Genomic DNA, 21,710 nt, shown 5'->3' with positions numbered 1-21,710 from the left:
CCATGAACGCCAAGCCCGCGCCAGCCGTGCCGCCGCTGGATGTCGAACGCATCCGCGCCGACTTTCCCCTGTTGTCGCGCACGGTCCACGGCAAGCCGCTGATCTACTTCGACAACGCCAATACCGGGCAGAAGCCGGTGTCCGTCATCGAAGCGGTGGATCGCCACTACCGCGAGCACAACGCCAATGTGGCGCGCGCCGTGCACCTGCTCGGTGAAGAAGCGACTTCGGCCTATGAAGGCGCCCGTGACGCCATCGCGCGCTTTATCAATGCGCCGTCGCGTGATGAGGTCGTTCTTACCTCGGGCACCACGCAGTCGATCAACCTTGTGGCGTACAGCTACGCGCTGCCGAAGCTGAAGGCCGGCGACGCCATCCTCACCACGGTGATGGAACACCACGCCAACATCGTGCCGTGGCAGCTCGTTGCAGAGCGCACCGGGGCCACGGTCAAGGCCGCTCCCATCGACGCCCATGGCGAACTGATCCTCGAAAAATACTTCGAGATGCTCACCCCCGAGGTGAAGCTGGCCTGCGTCACCCACGTATCCAACGTGCTCGGCACGGTGAACCCGGTGCGCGAGATCGCGCGCGAGTGCCGCCGGCGCGGCATCCCGCTGCTGGTGGACGGCTCGCAAGCCGCGCCGCACCGGCCCGTCGATGTGCAGGCCCTGGGCTGCGACTTCTACGCGATCACCGGGCACAAGATGCTCGGCCCGACCGGCACTGGCGCCCTCTGGGCGAAACGGGAACACCTGATGGCGATGCCGCCGTTCTTCGGCGGGGGCGAAATGATCCGCGAAGTGCGCTTCGAAGGTACGGTGTTCGCCGATCCGCCGCACCGCTTCGAGGCGGGCACGCCTAATATTGCTGGTTTCGCGGGTATTCCCGCCGCCATCGATTACATCGAAGGCATCGGCTTCGACCGCCTCCACGCCTGCGAGCAGGACCTGCTGGCGTACGCCATCGACGCGCTTGAGAGCGTGCCGGGCATGCGCATCTTCGGCCGCGCGAAAGAGCGCGAGCCGGTCATCTCCTTCCTTGTCGAAGGCGCGCACGCGAACGATATGGCGACCCTGCTGGACCTCCAGGGTGTCGCGGTCCGCTCGGGCCACCATTGCGCCCACCCGCTGATGCACTTCTTCGGCGTGCCGGCGACCCTGCGAGCCTCGCTGGCCTTCTACAACACGAAGGCCGAGGTGGACGGTTTCATCGAGGCGATCGCGAAGGTACGCAAGCTGCTCCTGTGAGGCGGCTGGCGCAGTTCGAATACCAGGTGAAGGAGTTGAGCGCATGAACGGGTGGGTGAAGGTCGGTACGCGCGGCGAACTCCTGCCGGGGGAATTTCGGGTGGCCTGGGACGGTGACACAGCCATCGCCGTCTACAACATCGATGGCGACCTCTACGCCATCGAGGATGTCTGCACGCACGACGGCGGCGAGCTGGCCGGAGGTCCAGTGCAGGGCTTCGAGGTGGAGTGCGTACGTCACGGCGCACGGTTCGACCTGCGCTCGGGCGAGGTCACCTGCCCGCCAGCCTACGAGCCGGTGGCCACTTTCCCGGTGAGGGAAGAAGACGGCTTCATCTGGACGCGCGACGACCGCTGAACCGTAAGCGCGAACGGAAACGTTATAGCGCCGGACGCCCGTCGGGCCTAAGCTTCCCTGGCGTCTGCCTACCGACCGGGACATCCATGCTCAGGGACCACCGTTGGCGTGCCGCGCTCGCCTTCGTGCTCCTGTTCCTCCTGTACCAGGGCGCGGAGGGTATCGGCGCCCGCCTGCTCGACTACGTGACTGTCCAGGCCATCTTCATGCTGGCGATGGTCGCCGCCGCCTGGCCGTTGGGCCGTTGGCTGGGCTTCCGCGGCTACGACGCCTACGCGTTGGAATGGCAGCGGGCCACCCCGGTGTTATTGGCGGGTGGCCTGGTCCTGGCGTTGCTGGTCAAGTACGTCGCCGTTTGCATCGGCATGGCGTTCAATGTCTACGTGGCTCGTGCGCCCGCGGTGCCGTCCATGGCGTCGGTATCGTTCCTCTCGTCCATTCCCTGGGCGCTGGTCGCCACCTTCGTGCCGTCGATCGCCGAGGACATCGTCACCCGTGGTTTCCTCTATCGCGCGCTGCGCGTGCGCTGGGCGCCCTGGGTGTTCGTGCTGTCGAGCAGCGCGCTCTATGCGTTGAATCATATCTACCGGCCAGGCGCTGGCCCGGTGGAGTGGGCGATGCTGTTCTGCTTCGGCCTGGCCTATGCCACGGCCGTGGTCCGCACCGGCTCGCTATGGCTGGCCGTGGGCCTGCACTGGGGCTGGAACCTGGCCAACGTGCTGATCGGCGATATCCTTCCCTACCAGGTGGTGTCGCCCGCGTGGTCGTCGCTGCTCTCCGCCGGCGCACACCTCGTGGTACTTGGTCTCCTGTTCGCCGTTCCGCTGCAATTCGAGCGGGAGGGACTGAGCCCCGGCCCGGCCTGAAACGACGGGGTTTACCAGCGTCCGATCAGGTGCTGCACCAGCAGGCTGGTCAGCGCCACGGCCGCCCAGACACCCAGGCCGAGAAGGATTGGCCGGGGTCCCGTCGAGGCCATGCGACGCAGGTCGGCGGACAGACCGATGGCGGTGAGCGCCACGATGATCAGGCACTCCGCGATGAAGTGGATCACCGGTAGCGCGGGCGCAGGAACGATACCCGTCGTGCGGATCACCGAGGCGACCAGGAACCACACGATGAACCAGGGAAAGATCTTCGCGAGGCTGAAGTCCGACGCGCCGCCGCGCTTCTGGCGCCAGGCCACGATCAACGCGATGGTCAGGCTGATGGGAATGATCAGGGTGGCGCGGGTGAGCTTCACGATGGTGGCGTAGTCGCCGGCGGCGTGGCTGTAGCTGTAACCGGCCGCGACCACCGACGAGGTGTCGTTGATCGCCGTGCCCGCCCAGAGGCCGAAGCCGAGGTCGGACAGGCCGAGCCAGTGGCCCAGGGCGGGGAACAGCAGCACGGCGACGAGGTTGAACAGGAAGATCGTGGAGATCGCGAAGGCGGTCTCGTGTTCGTCCGGCTTCACGATCGGCACGATGGCCGCGATGGCCGAGCCGCCGCAGATGGCGGTGCCGACGCCGATCAGCAGTTTCAGCGTGTCGTGCACGCGCAGGACGCGGCCGAGGATCCATGCCGCGAGGCCGGCGGCGGCCACGGTGGCAAGCGTCACCGAGAGCGATTCCAGTCCGGTATGCGCCACCTGGGTGATGCTGAGCCCGAACCCGAGGGCGATGATCGACCACTGCAACACCTGCTTCGAAGCGAAGCGGATGCCCGGCAGGAATCTGGCGCCAGGCGGCGCGAACTGGCGAACGACGATCCCGAGCACGATGCCCCACACGGCACCGCCCACGAGCGGCATGAGACGGCCGAGGAGGAACGCGACGGCGGCAACGGCGAAAGCCAGGAGAACGCCTGGCAGGCGGGAAGGTAGGGCGGTTGCGGCAACGGTGGACACGGGCTTGTTCCCTGGAGGCTTCACATATTGTCCCTGTGGGCAGGATATAAGCATATTGAAAATAGCTTATGCGTCCTATAAAGAATCTTTATGCAATCCATCAGCCCGCGCCAGCTCGAGGTTTTCGTCGCCGTTGCCACCACCGGCAGCGTACGCGCGGCCAGCGAGCGCCTCTTCATGAGCCAGCCCGCCGCCAGCATGGCGCTGGCCGAGCTGGAACGGCTGATCGGTTCGCCGGTGTTTTCCCGCGAGCGCGGCCGTCTGCACCTCAACGACCGCGGCCGTGAACTGCTTCCGCTCGCGCGCGAACTGATCGAGCGGCATGCCGAATTCGCGCGCATGGCGGAAGGGGCTGTGACAGGGTTGTCGGGAGAGATCGGCGTGGGGGCCAGCAACACGGTCGGCAACTACCTTGTCGGCGATCTGCTCGGTCCGTTCGCCGCGGCTCATCCCGGCGTATCGCTACGGCTGGGTGTCGCGAATACCGCGCGTATCGCGCAAGGCGTGCTCGATCACGATTTCGACGTGGGTTGCGTCGAAGGCCCGGTTACGCATCCGGCTCTGGAAGTGCGGCCCTGGCGCGACGATCGCCTGGTGGTCTGTGCCCGACCGGATCACCCGCTGGCGGCGAAGAAGCGACTTCGTCGCGACGACTTCGCGGGACAGCGCTGGGTGCTGCGCGAACGCGGCTCCGCCACGCGTGCCTTGAGCGAACGCGCATTGGCGGAATTGCCGGAAGGCACCACCGTGCTCGAGCTGGACCAGTCGGAATCGATCAAGCAGGCGGTCATCGCCGGCCTCGGTATCGCGTGCCTGCCCGAGGTAGCGGTGGGCGACGCGGTAAAGATAGGGCGCCTTGCGATACTGCCGACACCGTTCCTCGATCTACGGCGAACGCTGTCGGTATTGCTGCATCGCCAGCGCTACCGGGGAGCGGTACTGGAAGCATTCCTCGGTGACTTGACTCACCTGGCCTGACGCACGCGCCAGCCGAACGCGAAGTGATGAACCCCAGGTCGCGCTGGCGCCTGCGTTGGCTGGAGATGTAGGCGGCGGAGCGAAGCGCAAGATCGCTGGGCATCGGTGTACGCCTTATCGATCCGGCAGTGGTCACGTTGACCTACACCGTCCATGTTGGTGCGCAACTGATTCAGTCCTGAGATCCGCCTCATCCTACCGTGTCACATTCAGTGAGTCCTCGGCCGGCCTGCGTTGCTCCCAGACACCATCCCGTAATACCCAATTAGCTTCCCATTCCCGTTGATAGAACTCATCTAGCCTGGTCAGCGTCGCTTCGTCTGCGCAACGATCAGAATCCAGTAGCGGAAGTCCGCCCGATTCGATGACGCGCCGCCCTGGCGATTTGGCATCCCCCCAGTAAGTGCCGTTGAACGTCTGTGGCGGATCGAAGACGATGGTTTCGCCCAGAAACTTTCCGGTGCTCACCTCGTACGCGCGCCGGAATGTCGGAACGTCCCACCCCTTTTCCGAGGCGGTTGCGAATCGTAGGATCGGGATGCGGAACTCTGTGGAACATTGACGGAAGCACCCAGAACGGCTCGTATGTCTCGACGCGAATGCATCCATCTGGACTGAGCTCCGATGACCTACGAGTCGCAAACGCGCGCTCCCACCAGTTGGATGCTTGATAAAGAGCAACGCTGCCAGCAACGGCGATGAGGCATGGGCGCCAGTCCCATCGTCTCGGCTTCCGTCTTCCAGCGCTCCAGGAGTGCCTGCAGACGATCCAGGCGTGACTCCTGCAGGGGGTTGTCCGTCATGAGGCCGCGCAGGTTCGCGAGATGGGCCGAGAGATCGCCGTCCGCGGTTTCGAAGTCCGCGTATTCGTCGTCTTTCCGGGCGACGATGTAGCCGCGTGCCGCCGCCTGGCGGACGTGAGCGGCGTCGCTCACGTCCGCCAGGGTCAGCAGCACGTCGTAGGTATGCGAGGCCCAGTCGCGGCTGTCCTGTTCGCGGCCGATCGAGATCAGGTTGCCCAGGTTCGTGGCCACGAAGAGGAAGAGCAGCGCCCCGATGGCAAGGACGATCTTGCGCTGCAGGGGCTGGTCGGCCAGCCAGGTATTCCGTTTCTGGGGAGTTTGCATGCGTGGATCGCTGGAATCGACAGTGGCTGGCCGTGTGTATTCGTTGGTACACCCAACAGGCGCGCCCTTCCATGGCGCGCACCGCGTTATGCGAATCCTGTCACGCGATGGCGGGCCGTTTCCGGCGCCAGGAAGGCGCGAGCAGGCTGCCGCGGCGCAGGGCGATGGCAAGGCAGAGGGCGGTCACCATGGAGCAAAGCCCCAACGCGACGACCGAGGCTTCGGCACCGAAAGCGCCACCGGTGAGCCAGTTCGGGCCCTGCATGTGCGCCACCAGAAAGCCGCGCTGCTCGAAACCCGACACGGGAATGCCGTAGAAGGGCCCTTGCGCCACGTTCCACGCGGCGTGCGCGCCCATGCAGACCCAGAGGGAACGGGTCACGTGGTAGAGCAGGCCGAACAGCAGGCCTGCCTCTAGCGCGATGGCCAGGGCGCTCCACGTCGTGGCATGGGGGTTCCAGATGTGCAGGCCGCCGAACAACGCGGCCGAGAGCAGCAATGCCGCCCATGTGCCCAGGCCGTCTTCCACGATACGGAAGATCACGCCCCGGCTGACGATTTCCTCGCCCACGCCGGCGCCCACGCCCATCACCAGGATCGGGCCCAGCCAGTGCACGTCATGGTTAACGCCATCGACCACATAGGCCCCTAGCGCCCACAGGGCGCCCACGACGAGGGAAAACACGAGGGCGCCCCCGGCGATGCCCAGCACTACGTGGGGCACGGCCTTGCGCGGGGCAAGTTCGTCGATGCGCCGGCGCTCGACGACGCGGGCCAGCAGCCAGTAGGCGAGCACCACGGGTGCGAGCCGGAACGTTTCGATCAGCGGCGAGACCTTGTCGAACGGGAGACTGCCCTTGGGAAGGCCGAGGCCCGAGTAGACCAGCCGTGCGACGAAAACGAGGGCGGTCATCATGACGAAGAAGGCGACGATGCGCCCAAGGGGCGAACGCAGCAGGCGCAGAGGCAGGGGTGTCGGCGTCGCGACTGTCGGTTCGGCGGACATGAAGGTCTCACAGGTGGGCTTGCAGTCGCAGTCTACGCAGGCATGATGGTGTTCCGATACAAGACCGCGACGTGCCGCTTCCACTAAGGTCGCGCCGCCGCCATACCTACCTGGATCCCTGGATCGACCGATGGCCATCCCACCTGACAACGACCCGTCCAGTCCGCTGAACCGCCGCGAGCAAACCTTCCCGCTCCTCAATGAGGAAATGGCGGCGCGCCTCGTGAAATACGGCGTGGAGGAAGTGGTACCGGCCGGCACCGTGCTGTTCCGCCAGGGTGACCGCAGGATCGATTACTTTTTCGTGATCGACGGCTGCATCGAGATCTATGACCTGGACAAGGAGGGCCAGCCGAATGTCTTCGTCGTGCATGGTCCGGCCCAATTCACGGGCGAGGTGGAGCTGTTCAGCGAGAGGCAGGTCATGGTGAACGGGCGTACGGGATCGGAGTCCCGGCTCATCCGCGTCGATCCGGTCGGTTTCCGTAAACTGGTTTCCGGGGAACCGGACATCGGCGAGATCATCATGCGCGCCTTCATCCTGCGCCGCGTGGCCCTGATCCAGGGCGGGCAGGGCGGCGTGACGCTGGCCGGGTCGGCGCATGCCGCCGACACCGTCCGCCTGCGCAGCTTCCTCATCCGTAACGGCTATCCGTACCGGCTGCTCGATACCGACGTGGACGAGGATGCCATGCACCTCCTCGACTGCCTGGGGCTGCATCCGTCGGAATGCCCCGTGGTGGTCTTGCCCGACCGGCGCGTGCTGCGCTGCCCCAGCACCGTCCAGCTGGCGGACGAGCTGGGCATCACCATTCTTCTCGACAGCGAGCACGTGCACGACGTGGCGGTGATCGGCGCGGGACCGGCGGGGCTCGCCGCCGCCGTGTACGCGGCATCCGAGGGCCTGGACACCCTGGTGCTCGAAGCGCTCGCTCCGGGCGGGCAGGCTGGCACCAGTTCGAAGATCGAGAACTACCTCGGTTTTCCCACCGGGATTTCAGGACAGGCACTGGCCGGACGCGCGCAGGTGCAGGCGATGAAGTTCGGCGCGCATATGGCGATCGCACGATCCGTGCAGGGTATGGACTGCACGAAGCATCCGTACCGGCTGCTGCTGGACGATGGCACCTCGGTGAGCGCACGCGCGGTGGTGGTCGCGACAGGTGCCCGTTACCGGAAGCTGGACCTCGTGGACTACGAGCGCTTCGAAGGCCAGGGCATCCATTACGCCGCGACGGCGATGGAAGCCACGCTATGCGCCGGCGAGGAAGTCATCGTGGTCGGTGGCGGCAACAGCGCCGGGCAAGCGGCGGTGTTCCTCGCGCGCACCGCGGCGCACGTGCATATCCTGGTCCGCGGCGAGGGGTTGGCATCGACGATGTCGGACTACCTCGTGCAACGCATCGCGCAATCGCCGCGCATCACCCTGCATACACGCTGCCAGGTCGACCATCTCGACGGCGACGTGTACCTGCGCGAGGTCGGTTGGAAGTGCGCTGATGGCGTGCAGAAACGGATGAAGGCGGGCAGCCTGTTCGTGATGATCGGCGCCGAGCCGAACACGGCGTGGCTGGACGGGTGCCTCGACCTCGACCGCAAGGGCTTCGTGCTCACCGGTCGCGATGCGGACGGTTACGCGACGCCGTCGCCTTACGCCACGACGCTGCGCGGCGTGTTCGCGGTGGGCGACGTGCGCTCGGGGTCGATCAAACGCGTGGCATCGGGCGTGGGCGAGGGCTCGGTGGTGGTGCAGGCCATCCACCGGTTCCTCAACCCGTCATCGATGTAGATCAGACATCGACGGAGGCCGCGTGCTCGCGCGTGGCCGAGAACCTCACCATCGGCCAGCGTTCCTGGGCCAGCTGCAGGTTCACGCGCGTCGGTGCGAGGTACACCAGCTCGCCCGCCGCGTCGATCGCGAGGTTCCCCGCGTTCTTTTCGCGGAATTCCTCGAGCTTCTTCGCATCGTCGCAGTGGATCCAGCGCGCGGTGGCGACGCCTACCTGCTCGAATGTGGAATCCACGTTGTATTCGTCCTTCAGGCGATAGGCGACCACGTCGAACTGCAGCACGCCGACCGCGCCGAGGATCAGGTCGTTCGACATCAGGGGGCGGAAGAACTGCGTGGCGCCTTCTTCGGACAGCTGTGCAAGACCTTTCTGCAGTGCCTTCATCTTCATCGGATCGCGCAGGCGCGCACGCCGGAAGAGCTCGGGTGCGAAGTTGGGAATGCCGGTGAAGGAGAGCGGCTCCCCCTCGGTGAACGTGTCGCCGATGGTGATGGTGCCGTGGTTGTGAAGGCCAATGACGTCGCCGGGATACGCACGTTCCACGATCTCGCGATCGGACGCCATGAAGGTGAGGGCGTTGGCGATGCGTACTTCCTTGCCGGTGCGCGTCTGCTGCATCTTCATGCCCGCGGTATACGTGCCGGAGCACACGCGCATGAAGGCGACGCGGTCGCGGTGGGCGGGATCCATGTTCGCCTGGATCTTGAAGACGAAGCCCGTGAGTTTCTCTTCCTCGGGCTTCACTTCCCGGCTGAGCGTGTTGCGCGAACGCGGTGACGGCGCATGTTCCACGAAGAAGTCCAGAAGCAGCTGCACGCCGAAGTTGTTCACCGCGGAGCCGAAGAACACCGGGGTCTGCTTGCCCGCAAGGTACGACTCCTCGTCGAACGGGTTGGATGCGCCCAGCACGAGCTCCAGTTCGTCGCGCAGCTCGTCGAGCGCCGCCTGGCCAATGCGCGCGGCGAGTTCGGGATGATCCAGGCCCTTGAAGATGGTGGAGTCCTGTCGGGTGAAGTTCTTGCCGGGCTCGAATACGTGTACTTCATCCAGCAGCACGTGATACACGCCCTTCAGGCGCGATCCCATGCCGATAGGCCAGGTGACCGGCGCACAGGCGATGCCGAGCACGGACTCGACCTCGTCGAGCAGTTCGATCGGCGCACGGCCTTCGCGGTCGAGCTTGTTGATGAAAGTCATGATCGGCGTGTCGCGCAGGCGGCAGACCTCCATCAGCTTGATGGTGCGCTCCTCGACGCCCTTCGCGCAGTCGATGACCATCAGCGCGGAGTCCACCGCGGTCAGTACGCGGTAGGTGTCTTCGGAGAAGTCCGCGTGGCCTGGGGTATCGAGCAGGTTGACGATGGCCTCGTTGTACGGGAACTGCATCACCGAGGACGTGACCGAGATGCCACGCTCCTTTTCCAGCGCCATCCAGTCCGACGTGGCATGGCGCGCGGCCTTGCGGCTCTTCACGGAGCCGGCCATCTGGATGGCTCCGCCGAACAGGAGGAGCTTCTCGGTCAGGGTGGTCTTGCCCGCGTCGGGGTGGCTGACGATGGCGAAGCTTCGCCGGCGGCGGGTTTCGGTGAAATGTGCGGACATCGTTGGGGGTCGCTGATCCTGGCTAACTCCCTATTCTAACAGGAACTTGATTGTCAAGCGGAGGCCCGTCGACGCAGGAGCGCGCCCTGCGCGCGACAGCCTTTCGCCTCGGGTCGCAAATTCACGCGCAAGCTCCAGGTCAGGCCTCAGAACATGTCGTACCCGACGCGGGCATAAACGCGCAAGGCGCGCTCCTACAGGCGATGTATCGCAAGAAAGGAATGGCCATCTGGACGTCTAAACGTCTGTTGACATGACAACCAACCGCGGCTATCGTCGAGTCCACTCATCGAGACCGGCTGAGGGACAGGCCCTTTGAAGCCGGGGCAACCTGCGGATTTCCGCGACGGTGCCAACTCCTGCGGGGCGTGTTTCGCGCCAGCCGATAGATGGGAATGTCCGTTCGGGGCACGCATTGGCGTACCCGTGGCGCGGGCAGTCCGACACGGTATCCGCAGGGGCTCGATCCCGCAGCAGGAACCCGGACATGCCAGCAGAGCCCGCCACCGTGATCTCTCTTCCCCAAGCGGCCGCCCCCGCCTCGCCTCGCCGCGTGTCCGACCTCACCGAGCAGCGCGGCACTCGCCGTGTCTCGTTCACGCCGAAGTACGGCAGCGACGCCGTCGAGGTGGACGTCCGTTACCTCTGGTGCGGCGCGCCCGATGCGCCGACGGTGATCGTGCAGGGCGGCATCTCTGCCGACCGCGATGTCTGCGCCGGCCGTGAACGGGCCACGGGCTGGTGGGAGGCGCTCGTGGCCGAAGGCGCGGCCATCGATCTTTCCACCTGCCGCGTGCTGTCCATCGACTGGCTGGTTCCGGAGGACATCGGTGGCGTGGTCTCGGTATCCAGCGAAGACCAGGCAACGGCACTGGCCTCGCTGGTGGACGAGCTGGGCATCGGCCGCGTGCAAGCCTTCATTGGTTCGTCCTATGGCGCCATGGTCGGCCTCGCCTTCGCCGCCGGGCACCCGGGGAAGCTCAAGGCACTGGTGCTGCTCGCCGGCGCCCACCGCCCGCACCCCCTATCCACGGCGCAGCGCTCGGTCCAGCGCGGTATCGTCCGGCTGGGGCTCGCATCGGGCCGTACCGGCGAAGCCCTGGCGCTCGCACGGCAACTGGCGATGACCACGTATCGCGGCAGCGAGGAGTTCTCCCGCCGCTTCGCCGCTGGCCCGGAACTGCGCGACGGCCGCTTCCATTTCCCCGTGGAGGACTACCTCGAGCACGCCGGCCGCCGATTCGTCGAACGTTTCGATCCGGAGCGTTTCCTCGCCCTGTCCGAATCGATCGACCTGCACGACGTGGCGCCAGAGCAGATCTCGGCGCCGACCACGCTGGTGGGATTCCCATCCGACCGCCTCGTGCCGCTGGCCGACCTGTGCGAACTGCAGCGCCGCCTTGGCGGCACGGCCACCCTCGAAGTGCTGGATTCGCCCTATGGGCACGACGCCTTCCTCAAAGAAACCGTGCAGCTCGCTCCCGTGCTGCGTCAGGCACTCAACGACTGTTGCGGAGACCGTTAGGGACACTCTGATGAATTATCGACAACGCCATGACCTCAGGAAGGGCCGCCAAGGTGGCTGCGTCGCGCCGGGAAGGGTCGTTCCCTTGCCAAGCGACGCGGGCGCCTTGGCGGCCCTTCCTGAGGTCACCCTATCTCTAGATATCTTTCGTGAGGGCCGAGCCTGTCTGTCCGCAGCTCTTCGGTCCGCCGGCTCAACAGACAGCCAGTCTGCTTTCGCCGCCGCTCCTGTGATCTGCGAACAGACAGGCTCGGTGGCGTTGTCGATAATTCATCAGAGTGTCCCTAAGCCATGACCGATTCCCGTCCCTGTACCCGCGCCGTGCGCGCCGGCATCGAATCCGACACGCAACATGGTGCGGTGGTCCCGCCGCTGCACCTGTCGACGAATTACACGTTCGAGGGTTTCGGCCGCAAGCGTCCCTACGACTATTCGCGCAGTGGGAACCCCACACGCGATCTGCTTGCCGAAGCGCTCGCCGAACTGGAAGAGGGTGCCGGTGCGGTCGTGACCGGTACCGGCATGTCGGCAGTGGCCCTGGCCCTCGAGCTGGTTCCTGCGGGTGCGCTGGTGCTCGCGGCGCACGATTGCTACGGCGGTACCTGGCGCCTGCTGGACGCCTGGGCGCGCAAGGGCCGCTTCCGGGTGCGCTTCGTCGACTTCACCGATCCGTCCGCACTGGCCGAGGGGCTTGCCGCGAAGCCTGCGCTGGTCTGGGTCGAAACACCGTCGAACCCGCTGCTGCGCATCACCGATGTACGCCACGTCGCACAAGCCGCGCATGCCGCCGGTGCGTTGACGGTCGTCGACAACACCTTCCTCTCGCCCGCGCTGCAGCAGCCGCTGAAGCTGGGCGCCGACATCGTGGTGCATTCGACCACGAAGTACATCAACGGCCACAGCGATGTGGTCGGTGGCGCCGTGGTCGCCGCCGATCCCGCGGTCGCCGATCAGCTGAAATGGTGGGGCAACTGCAACGGTGTCACCGGTTCTCCGTTCGACAGCTACCTCACGCTACGTGGCGTGCGTACGCTGTCCGTGCGCCTGCGCGCGCATGAGGAGAACGCGCGACGCATCGCGACGTTGCTCGACAGCCACGATGCCGTGGAGCGCGTCTATTACCCCGGTCTGGCCTCGCATCCGGGGCACGCGCTGGCCCAGCGCCAGCAATACGGCTTCGGCGCCATGCTGAGTTTCGAGATCGCCGGCGGCACCGACGCCATCGAGGCCTTCGTCGACGGGCTGCGCTATTTCTCGCTGGCGGAATCGCTGGGTGGCGTGGAAAGCCTCGTCGCCCATCCGGCCACCATGACCCATGCGGCCATGGCGCCGGAGGCGCGCTGCGTTGCCGGTATCGCCGACAACCTGCTGCGCCTCTCGGTGGGCATCGAGGACGGCGACGATCTCATAGAGGACATCGAAGCGGGGCTGGCGCGCGCCGCTGCCGTCGCCGCCGCGGCGTCCAAACGCAAGGTCGGCGCATGAGCGCGGTCGCCATCGCCCCGCTGGCTGACGTGGCGCCGCGCACCGCCGTCGTGCTGCTCGGTACGGGTGTCGTGGGTCGTGCGCTGCTGACGCTGCTCGGTACGCCGGCAGCGCGGACCGTGCGTCTCGTCGCTGCCGCCAACTCGAGGCGCCAGCACGTGTTGCCCGACGACATGTCTCCCGCCGAGGTGGTGGAGCGCCTGGCGCGGGGCAGGGAAGACCGCGACGACGCGCCGTTGCTGGCGGCATTGGACGCAAGCGGAGCGACGCGAAAGGTGGTGATTGACGCAACGGCCTGCGCGATCGAGGGCAGCCGTCATCCGGAATGGCTGGCGGCCGGCTACCACGTCGTTACGGCGAACAAGGCGCTCGCTGGCGGGCAGTTATCGGGCTGGCGCGCTTTGCAGAAGGCGACGGCAGGCGGAACGATCTACGGCGATGCGGCTACTGTCGGCGCGGGTCTGCCCGTCCTTTCCACGCTTCGTCGCCTGCGCCACTGCGGCGACAGCCTGCTCACCCTTGAAGGCGTGTTTTCCGGTTCACTGTCCTGGCTATTCAACCAATATGACGGCAGTCGCCCGTTCTCCTCCCTGTTGCGCGACGCGAGGCGTCTTGGCTTCACCGAGCCCGACCCGCGCTCCGATCTTTCCGGCGAGGACGTGGCGCGCAAGCTGCTGATCATCGCGCGCAATGCGGGCTTCGCCCTGGGCAGCGACGAGGTCGAAGTGGAAAGCCTGGTACCGGCCGCGCTGCGCGACGTGGACCCGGCTGCGTTCCTCGACCGGCTCGAAGCGTTGGACGAACCGCTGCGCGAGCGCCATGCGCAGGCGAAGGCCCATGGCAAGGTGTTGCGCTATCTCGCCCGGCTCAACCAACGTGGCCGCGCGCGCGTCGGCCTGGTCGAGGTCGCCCCCGATCATCCGGCCGCAAGGCTGAGCGGCACCGATAACCAGTTCGCCCTGACCACGACGCGCTATCACGCGACGCCGCTGGTGATACAGGGGCCTGGTGCGGGGCCCGAAATTACTGCGCAGGCGCTGCTGGGCGACATTCTGGCTCTTTGATCTGTCGGCCTCGGTTGGCCCGCTGGCGCGGTCCCGTGTTCAAGCGGCTTCGCCGCGAGGGGCTGCCCGGCTCGGCTTCGCCATCGAGCATGCAGCGTGTCGTTTCCGCGCGGGAAGGACCCTGGCGACTCACGCGTCACGCATGCGAAAACACTCATTCGCACCAGCTGTAGGAGCGCGCCTTGCGCGTTTATGCCCGCGTCGGGTACGACCGCTGCTCGCCCCAGTCCTAAGGTTGGCGCGCCAGCTCCAGGTCACGGCCTCAACACATGTCGCGCGCAAGTCGCGCTCCTACACATGCATGGCCGGCTCCCCTTGCCTCACCGCCAAAGCGCAACACGATGGCGAAGCCGAGCCGGCAACACTGCCCGCAACGCACAAAAAAAACGCCCCGAGGGGCGGTTCTTTTTCTTACCGATGGCCGGTGATCTTCTCGGCCTCGTCCGCGCTCGGCGGCAGGTCCGGCTCGCCGGTTGCCAGTTCGTCGTGATGAAAGCGCGCGGCCTCCACCATCGGCGTGCGCCAGCCCGTGGCGATGCCCCAGAAGTAGAAGATCGCGCCCAGCACCGCGACCAGCGCGAGGTCGTAACCGTACGGGATGTAATCGTGCCCGCCGAAGGTCTTGCTGCCCGCCCAGGAAACGAACGCGATGACCGGCAGGTAGACGATCAGCCACCACGCACCCTTCAGGTGCTTGCCGAACTCGTCCCAGCCCGTCTTGGCCGTGTAGTAGAAGTAAAGCGGCAGCGCGACGACCATCAGCAGGATGATCTCGCCGGTGAGCGGCCACTTCGCCCAGTACAGCAGTTCAGTGGCGAAAATGAAGGCCAGGGCGGCGAGGACCGGCAGGCCCGGGATGCGCAGCGGACGCTTCAGCTCCGGCGCGGTGCGGCGCAAGGTCATGACGCTCACCGGGCCGGTGAGGTAGGAGATGATCGTCGAAACCGAAATCACCGCCGCCAGTGTGCCCCAGCCGCGGAAGAAGAACAGGAAGATGAAGCTGACGACGAGGTTCAGCCACATCGCCGGGCGCGGGATGCCGAAGCGCGGATGGATGTGGCCGAAGATCTTCGGCAGGTGTCCGTTACGCTCCATCGCGTAGATCATGCGCGCGGTGGTGGCCGTATAGGTGGCCCCTGTGCCGCTCGGGCTGACGAAGGCGTCGGCGTAGAGCAGGATGGCCATCCAGTTGATCATCAGCGCGGTGGCAAGCTGGGCGAAGGGAGAGGCGTACTCGAGGCCGGCCCAGCCCTTGCCGAGCTGGTCGGGCGGCACGGCGCCGATGAAAGCCACCTGCAGCAGCACGTAAATCACCGTGGCCAGCAGGATCGACCCGATGACCGCGAGCGGCACGTTTCGGCCGGGGTTGTGCGCTTCGCCGGCGAGGTTCACCGGGCTCTGGAAGCCGTTGAAGCTGAAGACGATGCCCGAGATGGCGACGGCCGTGAGGATGGACGAGATGTCGAGCGCATGCGTGCCACCATGCGCGCCGATGTCGAAGTTGCCCGGGTTGTAGCTGGTGGCGATCAGCGCGATGCCGGTGGCGGCAGGCACGACGAGCTTGAAGACCGTGATCGCCGTATTGCTCTTGGCGAACATCTTCACGCTCCAGAAATTGAGGAAGAAGTAAATCAGTACCAGGACCACGGCGATGGCAAGGCCGGGCGGGGTGAGTTCGCCATGGCCATTGGTGACGACGTACAGGCCCTTCGTCCAGGTCGCCCATTCCCACGGCCAGGAGGCCATGTACTGGACCGAAGCCTCGGCTTCGACCGGGATCACGGAGACGATGGCGATCCAGTTCGCCCAGCCAGCGATAAAGCCTACCAGCGAGCCATGTGAGTAGTGGCCGTAGCGCACCATGCCGCCGGACTCGGGAAACATCGCACCCAGTTCCGCGTACGTAAGGGCGATGAAGAGGATGATGACGGCACCGATGATCCAGGCGTAGACCGCGCCGGGGCCGGCGAGCTGGGCAGCATGCCAGGCGCCGAACAGCCAGCCTGAGCCGATGATCGAGCCCAGGCCGGTAAGCATGAGGGCAAAGGCGCCGACGTCGCGGCGGATAGCGCTATGAGACATGGTGACTCCGGTCGAACGGGACAGGCGGGAACCCTGCCCCGGGGCGGCACAAGGGCCGGATGATGACAGCCCCGGCCGTCCCTGTCAGCCAGTGGTTGCCATCCCCAACGGTCGTCGCATCGATATACACTGGCCGACGCGGTAGGGACGAAGGGGTTCGGATGCGTTCGAAGTGGGTCGCCATTGGCATGTTGTTCCTTGCCCTGTCGGTATGCGGCATCGCCGCAGCCGAAGAGCAATGGAGCGACAAGGGCCGGCTGATCGATTCCGAGTCATACGACCGTACCGCCAAGGGTTTCTACTTCACCCTTTACCCCGGCGAGGACCCCGTGGAAGCCGTGCGGCGTTGCGCCATCGCCATGCGCGAACTCGGCCACCTGGCCTCGGTGTCGTGCTTCGCATACACGAGCAAGCAGCGCTTCGACACCCGTCGTGGGAAATTGCGGGTGTGCTACTCGGCCGTCGCCAACTGGTGGGGCGAGGACGAACCGGTGCGCGTGGAGACGGTGGACCGGCTGCCGCGCATATGCCCCGCCCGGTAGGAGCGCGCCCTGCGCTCGACATCTTTTGGGGCCGAGGGCAGCAGGTCCTGTTGCTCCTCGCGAAAATCTGTCGCGCGCAGGGCGCGCTCCTACCGTGGCCGCCGGTCGATCAGCACTCGATGACATTGACGGCGAGGCCGCCGCGCGAGGTCTCTTTGTACTTGTCCTTCATATCGCGGCCGGTGTCGCGCATGGTGGCGATCACCTTGTCCAGCGACACGTGGTGCTTGCCGTCGCTCTTCAGCGCCATGCGGCTGGCGTTGATCGCCTTCACCGCACCCATGGCGTTGCGCTCGATGCAGGGAATCTGCACCAGGCCGCCGATGGGGTCGCAGGTAAGGCCGAGGTTGTGCTCCATGCCGATCTCCGCGGCATTTTCCACCTGGGTGACGGTGCCGCCCAGCGTGGCGGCGAGGCCGCCCGCGGCCATCGAGCAGGCCACGCCCACCTCGCCCTGGCAGCCGACCTCGGCACCTGAGATCGAGGCGTTCTCCTTATAAAGGATGCCGATGGCGCCGGCGGTGAGCAGGAACTCGATGACGCCGTCTTCCGAGGCGCCCGGGCAGAAATGCCGGTAATAGTGCAGCACGGCCGGGACGATGCCCGCGGCGCCATTGGTCGGCGCGGTGACGACGCTGCCGCCCGCCGCGTTTTCTTCGTTCACGGCCAGGGCGTATAGGTTCACCCAGTCCAGGATGGTGAGCGGATCGCGCAGCGCAGCCTCGGGCTGGGCGCGCAGTTCGGCAGCCATCGCGGGCGCGCGGCGGTTGACCTTCAGCCCGCCGGGCAGCACCCCCGGCGAGCGCAGGCCGCGGGCCACGCAGTCCTGCATGGCCTTCCAGATATTCAGCAGGCCGGACCGCGTTTCGGATTCCGGCCGCCAGATGCCTTCGTTGCGCATCATCAGCTGCGCGATGGTGAGGCCGTGCTCCTTGCACAGCGACATCAGCTGGTTGCCGGTGGAGAACGCATACGGCTGCTCGCTGGTGTCGGCGACGATGCGGTCTTCCGCCGCCTCGTCGGGATTTACGACGAAACCGCCGCCCACCGAGTAGTAGTCGCGCGTGGCCAGTTCGTTGCCTTCCGCGTCGTACGCCGAAAAGCGCATGCCGTTCGTGTGGAACGGAAGCTTCTGTCGCTTGTTGAAGACGAGGTCGCCCTTCTCGTCGAAGGGGATCTCATGGCGGCCGAGTATGCGGATGCGCTTGCTGGAGCGGATGCGCTCCAGCATGGCGGGGATGGTGTCCGGATCCACGCGATCGGGCCATTCGCCCTCGAAGCCGAGCAGGACGGCCTTGTCGGTACCGTGGCCACGACCAGTCATGGCCAGCGAGCCGAACAGTTCGCAACGCACGCGCGCCACCCGCTCCAGCACGCCTTTCTCCTCCAGCCAGTGCTCGGCGAAGCGTGCGCCGGCGCGCATCGGCCCCACCGTGTGCGACGAGGACGGACCGATGCCGATCTTGAAGAGGTCGAAGACGCTGACTGCCATGGCTGGAGAGGACGTTTGCGATAGGAGGTGACCAGTTATTCTACGCCTCCGCGCCCTGCGACCCCATACATCCGAAGAATGTCCCTATTCATCCTCTTCCAGCGCGACGACTGCCACCTCTGCGACCAGGCCCTGGCCCTGCTGGCGGAGGCGAAGTTCCCGGATTTCGACTCGGTATGGATCGACGACGACGAGTCGCTGGAGGCGCGCTACGGCGCGCGTGTGCCGGTGCTGCGGCGGAGCGATGGGGCGGAGCTGGATTGGCCGTTCGACCGGGAGGCCGTGCGCCGGTTCGTCCCGTAGGAGCACGCCCTGCGCGCTCCTACATCCAGGGTCAGCGGGTGGTTTTCAGTCGCCGCAGGATCTCGTCGCGTGCCTCGCGCAGGATGGAGTCGCGGTCCAGGCTCGCCACGATGCCGGCCACCGCACGCTTGGCGCCGTGCTCGCCCCAGGATTTCCCGCAAACCAGGTAATGCTCCGCCGCGCGCCCGATCAGCACCGTGGCGTACCAGCCCAGGGCACCCTGCGCCGCGGCGGTGACGACGACGGACAGGCCTCCACTGAGACCCTTCAGTGCCGAAGCCACTAACTGCACGCCCCACACCGCACCCATCAAGGCAGCCAGCTGCGTGGTAATGACGGCGACGAGTCGGCCCGACTCGCCGCGCGTGAGCGGCAGGCCGTACACGCGGCCGAGTTGAATGACCATCGCGGCGTCCAGCCCGCCCGCCAGAAGCAGGTCGGCAACGGGTACGGGATTGAGCGCCACGGCCACGGCCTTGGCGATGCAGTACTGGCGAATGACGCCACTGGCGACTTCGCGCCGCGTGGCCGCGATGCGTTCGCTCACCTGGTCGGTGAGCCGGCCGGCGAACAGTCCAGCATTGATCGCCGATAGCGTCTTGCCTTCGCGATCAGCGATCGCAAGCAGGCGTGCCCGCAGTGCCGACACGTCGGCAGGCCGGGGCTCGGGGGTCCGGTGTTCGTGCCCCGTGGCGTCCACTTCGACGACGTCGCGTGGCGAGGGTCGCGCCGCGACGGCGATGACGTCCTCGGCGCCGACCAGTCCGGCCGAATGTTCGCGCAGCCGCGCGAGCAGCCCTTCGCGCTCGTCGTCGCCGTAGCGGTCCGCCTTGTTCAGCACCAGCAGCAGTGGCCGGCGCGTCGCGGCGAGCATGCGCAACGCATCGCGCTCCTCGCGCGTCAGGTCGCCGTCGGCGACGAAAACGACGAGGTCGCTGACTTCCGCTACGTCGAAGGCGAGTTTCTCCCGCGCCTCTCCGCCGAGTTCGTTGATCCCGGGCGTGTCGATGAGCACGAGCCCCGCAGTGGATGCCTCTTCCAGCCGCGCGGCATCGGCCTCCGTGGTGGTGCCATGGAGGACACCGACGGTGAAGGCATCGCGGCCGAGCAGGGCATTGCCGAGCGCCGACTTGCCGGCGGACACACGGCCGAAGACAGCCACGTGCAGCTCCTCGTTCTCCAGCCGGTCGAGCATGTGCTCGACGCGCTTGAAGTCCGCGGACATCGACTCGCGCACGTCGGCGGGAATCGAAGGATCGGCCAGCAGGTCGCGCAGGCTGGCCGCGACAGGGCCGCCGCGTTCATCGGGTGCGCGCACGACATCGCCACCGCGATGAAAGCGACGGGCGAGTCCACACAGACGTTCGCGCCAGGGCCCCATGCGTTGCTTATTTCGGCAGCAGGTTCAGTGTGCCGTTGACCAGAACGGGGTCGGCGATGGTCGAGGTGTCCTTGTAGTCGCCGCTGCCCACGCCGAAGTCGAGGCGCTTGAGCGTGCCCGTGACCGACAGGCGCGCGCCGCCGGCGGCGGGATTGAAGACGACCTTGAGCACCACCGGCTTGGTCACGCCGTGCAAGGTGAGGTTGCCGTCTGCGACGACGTTGCCCTGGACATCCTTGCTGAAGCCGGTGGTGACGTAATGCGCCTTCGGGAATTTCGAGGCGTCGAAGAAGTCGGCGGTCGGCAGCGCGTTGTCGCGATCGCCGTCGCCGGTCTTCGCCGTCGCGACGTCAACCGTCACGTCGAACTTCGCCTTGGCCAGGTCGGCCGGATCGTAGGTGATCGCCGCATCGAATTTGCCGAACGTGCCGTCGAACTGCTGGCCCTGGAACTTCCCGCTGAAGCCGAGCGTGCTGCCGGGGCCAACCTTGTAATCCGCGGCGGAAGCAGCCAGGGGCAAAGCCAGCGCGAGGCCGAGGACGGACAGGCGGCGGATCGTCGGGTTCATGGGGTTTCTCCGGGAGGGGTGGGGGTGCTCCGCTTCGCGCGGCCGAAGGGCAGCATGCGACGGAGGGTGTCGTCGCGGTCGACGACGTGGTGCTTGATGGCGCCGCCCACATGGGCGAGCAGCACGAGGAGCAGGAACCAGAACAGGTACACGTGCACGGTACCGAGAACGTGCGAGAGATCGTCGTTCTTGTCGACCAGCGCGGGCAGGTTGAACAGCTTGAAGTACTGCAGCGGAAAGCCATGGGCGGAATTGAACGCCCAGCCGCTGAGCGGAATACACACGATCAGCAGGTACAGGAAACCGTGCACGGTATGCGCGGCCACACGTTGCCACGCCGGTGCAGGTTCGTCAGGCGGGCGGCGGTCGAACGCGCGCCATGCCAGGCGCAGGAAGAACAGCGCCAGCACGGTAAGCCCGACCGACTTGTGCAGCGCGAACATGTTGATCTTGTGCAGTGACGGCTTCAGGCCGTCCATCCACAAGGCGAACGCGCCGTTGCCGAGGATCAGCAGCGCCATCGTCCAGTGGAAGGTCTTGGCGACGGTGCTCCAGCGGGTAGGTTCACTGCGCAGGGGCATCGGAAGTTTCCTTGTTGTTGCGGCCGGGTTCTCCGCCACGGATGGCCTCGACCTCGAGCCATACCGCCACGTCGGTACCGATCGAGTTGCGGTTGGCGGTCATGCCGTAAGCCGTGCGGTCGAGCGATACGTGGGCGGAAAATCCCGCCACGGTATGCAGCCCGTAGATCGTCTTGCCGACGCGGTTCACCTGGAAGGGGATATCCAGTGGAAGCGTGATGCCGCGCAAGGTGAGTTTTCCATGCGCCACGCCTTCGTCGTCGCCTCGTTTCTCCACCGAATCGCTGACGTAGCGCGCGGTGCCGGCACGATCGCTGCTCAGCAGGTTGGAACCCCGTACGGCCTTGTTCCAATCGGCGTTGCCCATGTCGACGGAGGTGAGGTCGACAGTGGCCTGCACGGAGGACTTCGACCAGTCGTCGCGATCGAAGACCACGGTGCCTTCCACGATCCTCAGGCGACCGAACGAGCGGGAGAAGCCATTGTGGTCGACGTTGAAAACGACCTGGCTATGCACGGGATCCATCCGGTAGGTGACGGCTTCCGCGTTCGCCAGCGCCGGCGCGAGCGCAAGCAGGAACGTAAGCAGGAGGTGGGCGTGACGCATGCGTGATGGCCTGTCGCACGGAGGCCGCAAGGCGGCCGATAGACGACAGTGTGGCGCGACAAGGCCTGCCTTGTCAGCCCG

20 protein-coding genes and 1 riboswitch are annotated in these 21,710 nt (G+C 66.2%); of the genes, 10 read left to right on the top strand and 10 right to left on the bottom strand.

Annotation, left to right across the window (positions count from 1 at the left end):
• Positions 1-2 precede the first annotated feature (2 nt).
• From VGM71_RS15380 to VGM71_RS15370, 3 genes are all read left to right on the top strand, one after another.
• The gene (locus VGM71_RS15380; RefSeq protein ID WP_331546721.1) at positions 3-1,250 is read left to right on the top strand and encodes a cysteine desulfurase; all 1,248 of its coding nucleotides are present in this window, start codon (positions 3-5) and stop codon (positions 1,248-1,250) included.
• A 43-nt stretch (positions 1,251-1,293) separates the two neighbouring features.
• Positions 1,294-1,608 carry a non-heme iron oxygenase ferredoxin subunit gene (locus VGM71_RS15375; RefSeq protein WP_331546719.1) on the top strand — a complete coding sequence of 105 codons (315 nt, stop codon included), beginning with the start codon at positions 1,294-1,296 and terminating at the stop codon, positions 1,606-1,608.
• Between the two features lie 86 nt (positions 1,609-1,694).
• The gene (locus VGM71_RS15370; protein WP_331546717.1) at positions 1,695-2,474 is read left to right on the top strand and encodes a CPBP family intramembrane glutamic endopeptidase; all 780 of its coding nucleotides are present in this window, start codon (positions 1,695-1,697) and stop codon (positions 2,472-2,474) included.
• A gap of 11 nt (positions 2,475-2,485) precedes the next feature.
• Here VGM71_RS15370 and VGM71_RS15365 read toward each other — a convergent pair whose 3' ends face one another.
• Entirely contained in the window at positions 2,486-3,496 is a 1,011-nt protein-coding gene (locus tag VGM71_RS15365; RefSeq protein WP_331546715.1) for a YeiH family protein, read from the bottom strand.
• A 90-nt stretch (positions 3,497-3,586) separates the two neighbouring features.
• Here VGM71_RS15365 and VGM71_RS15360 point away from each other — a divergent pair, with 90 nt between their 5' ends.
• Positions 3,587-4,474 (top strand): LysR family transcriptional regulator, encoded by an 888-nt coding sequence (locus tag VGM71_RS15360; protein ID WP_331546713.1) that lies wholly within the window; start codon positions 3,587-3,589, stop codon positions 4,472-4,474.
• Positions 4,475-5,103: 629 nt separating this feature from the next.
• Here the strand turns inward: VGM71_RS15360 and VGM71_RS15355 are convergent.
• Positions 5,104-5,601 (bottom strand): CHASE3 domain-containing protein, encoded by a 498-nt coding sequence (locus VGM71_RS15355; RefSeq protein WP_331546711.1) that lies wholly within the window; start codon positions 5,599-5,601, stop codon positions 5,104-5,106.
• Positions 5,602-5,701: 100 nt separating this feature from the next.
• Positions 5,702-6,607, bottom strand: coding sequence for a type II CAAX endopeptidase family protein (locus VGM71_RS15350; RefSeq protein ID WP_331546709.1), 906 nt, complete (start codon positions 6,605-6,607; stop codon positions 5,702-5,704).
• 130 nt (positions 6,608-6,737) lie between these two features.
• Here VGM71_RS15350 and VGM71_RS15345 point away from each other — a divergent pair, with 130 nt between their 5' ends.
• Positions 6,738-8,396, top strand: coding sequence for an FAD-dependent oxidoreductase (locus tag VGM71_RS15345; protein ID WP_331546707.1), 1,659 nt, complete (start codon positions 6,738-6,740; stop codon positions 8,394-8,396).
• Position 8,397: 1 nt separating this feature from the next.
• Here VGM71_RS15345 and VGM71_RS15340 read toward each other — a convergent pair whose 3' ends face one another.
• Positions 8,398-9,999 carry a peptide chain release factor 3 gene (locus VGM71_RS15340; RefSeq protein WP_331546705.1) on the bottom strand — a complete coding sequence of 534 codons (1,602 nt, stop codon included), beginning with the start codon at positions 9,997-9,999 and terminating at the stop codon, positions 8,398-8,400.
• Between the two features lie 283 nt (positions 10,000-10,282).
• Positions 10,283-10,395: riboswitch (SAM riboswitch) on the top strand.
• A 91-nt stretch (positions 10,396-10,486) separates the two neighbouring features.
• Here VGM71_RS15340 and metX point away from each other — a divergent pair.
• From metX to VGM71_RS15325, 3 genes are all read left to right on the top strand, one after another.
• Positions 10,487-11,524 carry a homoserine O-succinyltransferase MetX gene (gene metX / locus VGM71_RS15335; protein ID WP_331546703.1) on the top strand — a complete coding sequence of 346 codons (1,038 nt, stop codon included), beginning with the start codon at positions 10,487-10,489 and terminating at the stop codon, positions 11,522-11,524.
• Between the two features lie 291 nt (positions 11,525-11,815).
• Complete coding sequence (gene metB, locus VGM71_RS15330; RefSeq protein WP_331546701.1) at positions 11,816-13,009, top strand: cystathionine gamma-synthase; 1,194 nt, start codon at positions 11,816-11,818, stop codon at positions 13,007-13,009.
• A complete protein-coding gene (locus VGM71_RS15325; RefSeq protein ID WP_331546699.1) occupies positions 13,006-14,073 on the top strand; it encodes a homoserine dehydrogenase in 1,068 nt (355 codons plus the stop codon). Before metB ends, VGM71_RS15325 begins: the two co-directional genes overlap by 4 nt.
• A 411-nt stretch (positions 14,074-14,484) precedes the next feature.
• Here the strand turns inward: VGM71_RS15325 and VGM71_RS15320 are convergent, their stop codons facing one another.
• Entirely contained in the window at positions 14,485-16,155 is a 1,671-nt protein-coding gene (locus VGM71_RS15320) for an APC family permease (RefSeq protein WP_331546697.1), read from the bottom strand.
• A gap of 161 nt (positions 16,156-16,316) precedes the next feature.
• Here VGM71_RS15320 and VGM71_RS15315 point away from each other — a divergent pair, with 161 nt between their 5' ends.
• A complete protein-coding gene (locus tag VGM71_RS15315) occupies positions 16,317-16,697 on the top strand; it encodes a hypothetical protein (RefSeq protein ID WP_331546695.1) in 381 nt (126 codons plus the stop codon).
• 109 nt (positions 16,698-16,806) lie between these two features.
• On the opposite strand, the gene VGM71_RS15310 is transcribed toward VGM71_RS15315, so the two are convergent.
• Entirely contained in the window at positions 16,807-18,189 is a 1,383-nt protein-coding gene (locus tag VGM71_RS15310; RefSeq protein WP_331546693.1) for an L-serine ammonia-lyase, read from the bottom strand.
• Between the two features lie 78 nt (positions 18,190-18,267).
• Here VGM71_RS15310 and VGM71_RS15305 point away from each other — a divergent pair, with 78 nt between their 5' ends.
• Entirely contained in the window at positions 18,268-18,492 is a 225-nt protein-coding gene (locus VGM71_RS15305) for a glutaredoxin family protein (protein ID WP_331546691.1), read from the top strand.
• 31 nt (positions 18,493-18,523) lie between these two features.
• Here VGM71_RS15305 and VGM71_RS15300 read toward each other — a convergent pair whose 3' ends face one another.
• From VGM71_RS15300 to VGM71_RS15285, 4 genes are all read right to left on the bottom strand, one after another.
• On the bottom strand, positions 18,524-19,810 hold the full coding sequence (locus tag VGM71_RS15300; protein WP_331546689.1) for a GTP-binding protein: 1,287 nt from the start codon (positions 19,808-19,810) through the stop codon (positions 18,524-18,526).
• A gap of 70 nt (positions 19,811-19,880) precedes the next feature.
• On the bottom strand, positions 19,881-20,441 hold the full coding sequence (locus tag VGM71_RS15295) for a YceI family protein (protein WP_331546687.1): 561 nt from the start codon (positions 20,439-20,441) through the stop codon (positions 19,881-19,883).
• Complete coding sequence (locus tag VGM71_RS15290; protein WP_331546685.1) at positions 20,438-21,022, bottom strand: cytochrome b; 585 nt, start codon at positions 21,020-21,022, stop codon at positions 20,438-20,440. Before VGM71_RS15290 ends, VGM71_RS15295 begins: the two co-directional genes overlap by 4 nt.
• Complete coding sequence (locus VGM71_RS15285; RefSeq protein WP_331546683.1) at positions 21,006-21,629, bottom strand: YceI family protein; 624 nt, start codon at positions 21,627-21,629, stop codon at positions 21,006-21,008. The genes VGM71_RS15290 and VGM71_RS15285 overlap by 17 nt, the downstream gene beginning before the upstream one ends.
• Positions 21,630-21,710: the final 81 nt, after the last annotated feature.

The organism is Luteibacter sp. (genome assembly GCF_036499525.1).
GTDB lineage: Bacteria > Pseudomonadota > Gammaproteobacteria > Xanthomonadales > Rhodanobacteraceae > Luteibacter.
Note: the sequence above shows the minus strand (reverse complement) of the source record. Positions and strands in the feature narration are given on the sequence as shown.

Excerpts from the sequence above, each read along its gene's own strand:
- VGM71_RS15380 (WP_331546721.1), top strand. The coding sequence starts at position 3 with ATGAACGCCAAGCCCGCGCCAGCCGTGCCGCCGCTGGATGTCGAACGC.
- VGM71_RS15375 (WP_331546719.1), top strand. The coding sequence starts at position 1,294 with ATGAACGGGTGGGTGAAGGTCGGTACGCGCGGCGAACTCCTGCCGGGG.
- VGM71_RS15370 (WP_331546717.1), top strand. The coding sequence starts at position 1,695 with ATGCTCAGGGACCACCGTTGGCGTGCCGCGCTCGCCTTCGTGCTCCTG.
- VGM71_RS15360 (WP_331546713.1), top strand. The coding sequence starts at position 3,587 with ATGCAATCCATCAGCCCGCGCCAGCTCGAGGTTTTCGTCGCCGTTGCC.
- VGM71_RS15355 (WP_331546711.1), bottom strand. The coding sequence starts at position 5,601 with ATGCAAACTCCCCAGAAACGGAATACCTGGCTGGCCGACCAGCCCCTG.
- VGM71_RS15350 (WP_331546709.1), bottom strand. The coding sequence starts at position 6,607 with ATGTCCGCCGAACCGACAGTCGCGACGCCGACACCCCTGCCTCTGCGC.
- VGM71_RS15345 (WP_331546707.1), top strand. The coding sequence starts at position 6,738 with ATGGCCATCCCACCTGACAACGACCCGTCCAGTCCGCTGAACCGCCGC.
- VGM71_RS15340 (WP_331546705.1), bottom strand. The coding sequence starts at position 9,999 with ATGTCCGCACATTTCACCGAAACCCGCCGCCGGCGAAGCTTCGCCATC.
- metX (WP_331546703.1), top strand. The coding sequence starts at position 10,487 with ATGCCAGCAGAGCCCGCCACCGTGATCTCTCTTCCCCAAGCGGCCGCC.
- metB (WP_331546701.1), top strand. The coding sequence starts at position 11,816 with ATGACCGATTCCCGTCCCTGTACCCGCGCCGTGCGCGCCGGCATCGAA.
- VGM71_RS15325 (WP_331546699.1), top strand. The coding sequence starts at position 13,006 with ATGAGCGCGGTCGCCATCGCCCCGCTGGCTGACGTGGCGCCGCGCACC.
- VGM71_RS15320 (WP_331546697.1), bottom strand. The coding sequence starts at position 16,155 with ATGTCTCATAGCGCTATCCGCCGCGACGTCGGCGCCTTTGCCCTCATG.
- VGM71_RS15315 (WP_331546695.1), top strand. The coding sequence starts at position 16,317 with ATGCGTTCGAAGTGGGTCGCCATTGGCATGTTGTTCCTTGCCCTGTCG.
- VGM71_RS15310 (WP_331546693.1), bottom strand. The coding sequence starts at position 18,189 with ATGGCAGTCAGCGTCTTCGACCTCTTCAAGATCGGCATCGGTCCGTCC.
- VGM71_RS15305 (WP_331546691.1), top strand. The coding sequence starts at position 18,268 with ATGTCCCTATTCATCCTCTTCCAGCGCGACGACTGCCACCTCTGCGAC.
- VGM71_RS15295 (WP_331546687.1), bottom strand. The coding sequence starts at position 20,441 with ATGAACCCGACGATCCGCCGCCTGTCCGTCCTCGGCCTCGCGCTGGCT.
- VGM71_RS15290 (WP_331546685.1), bottom strand. The coding sequence starts at position 21,022 with ATGCCCCTGCGCAGTGAACCTACCCGCTGGAGCACCGTCGCCAAGACC.
- VGM71_RS15285 (WP_331546683.1), bottom strand. The coding sequence starts at position 21,629 with ATGCGTCACGCCCACCTCCTGCTTACGTTCCTGCTTGCGCTCGCGCCG.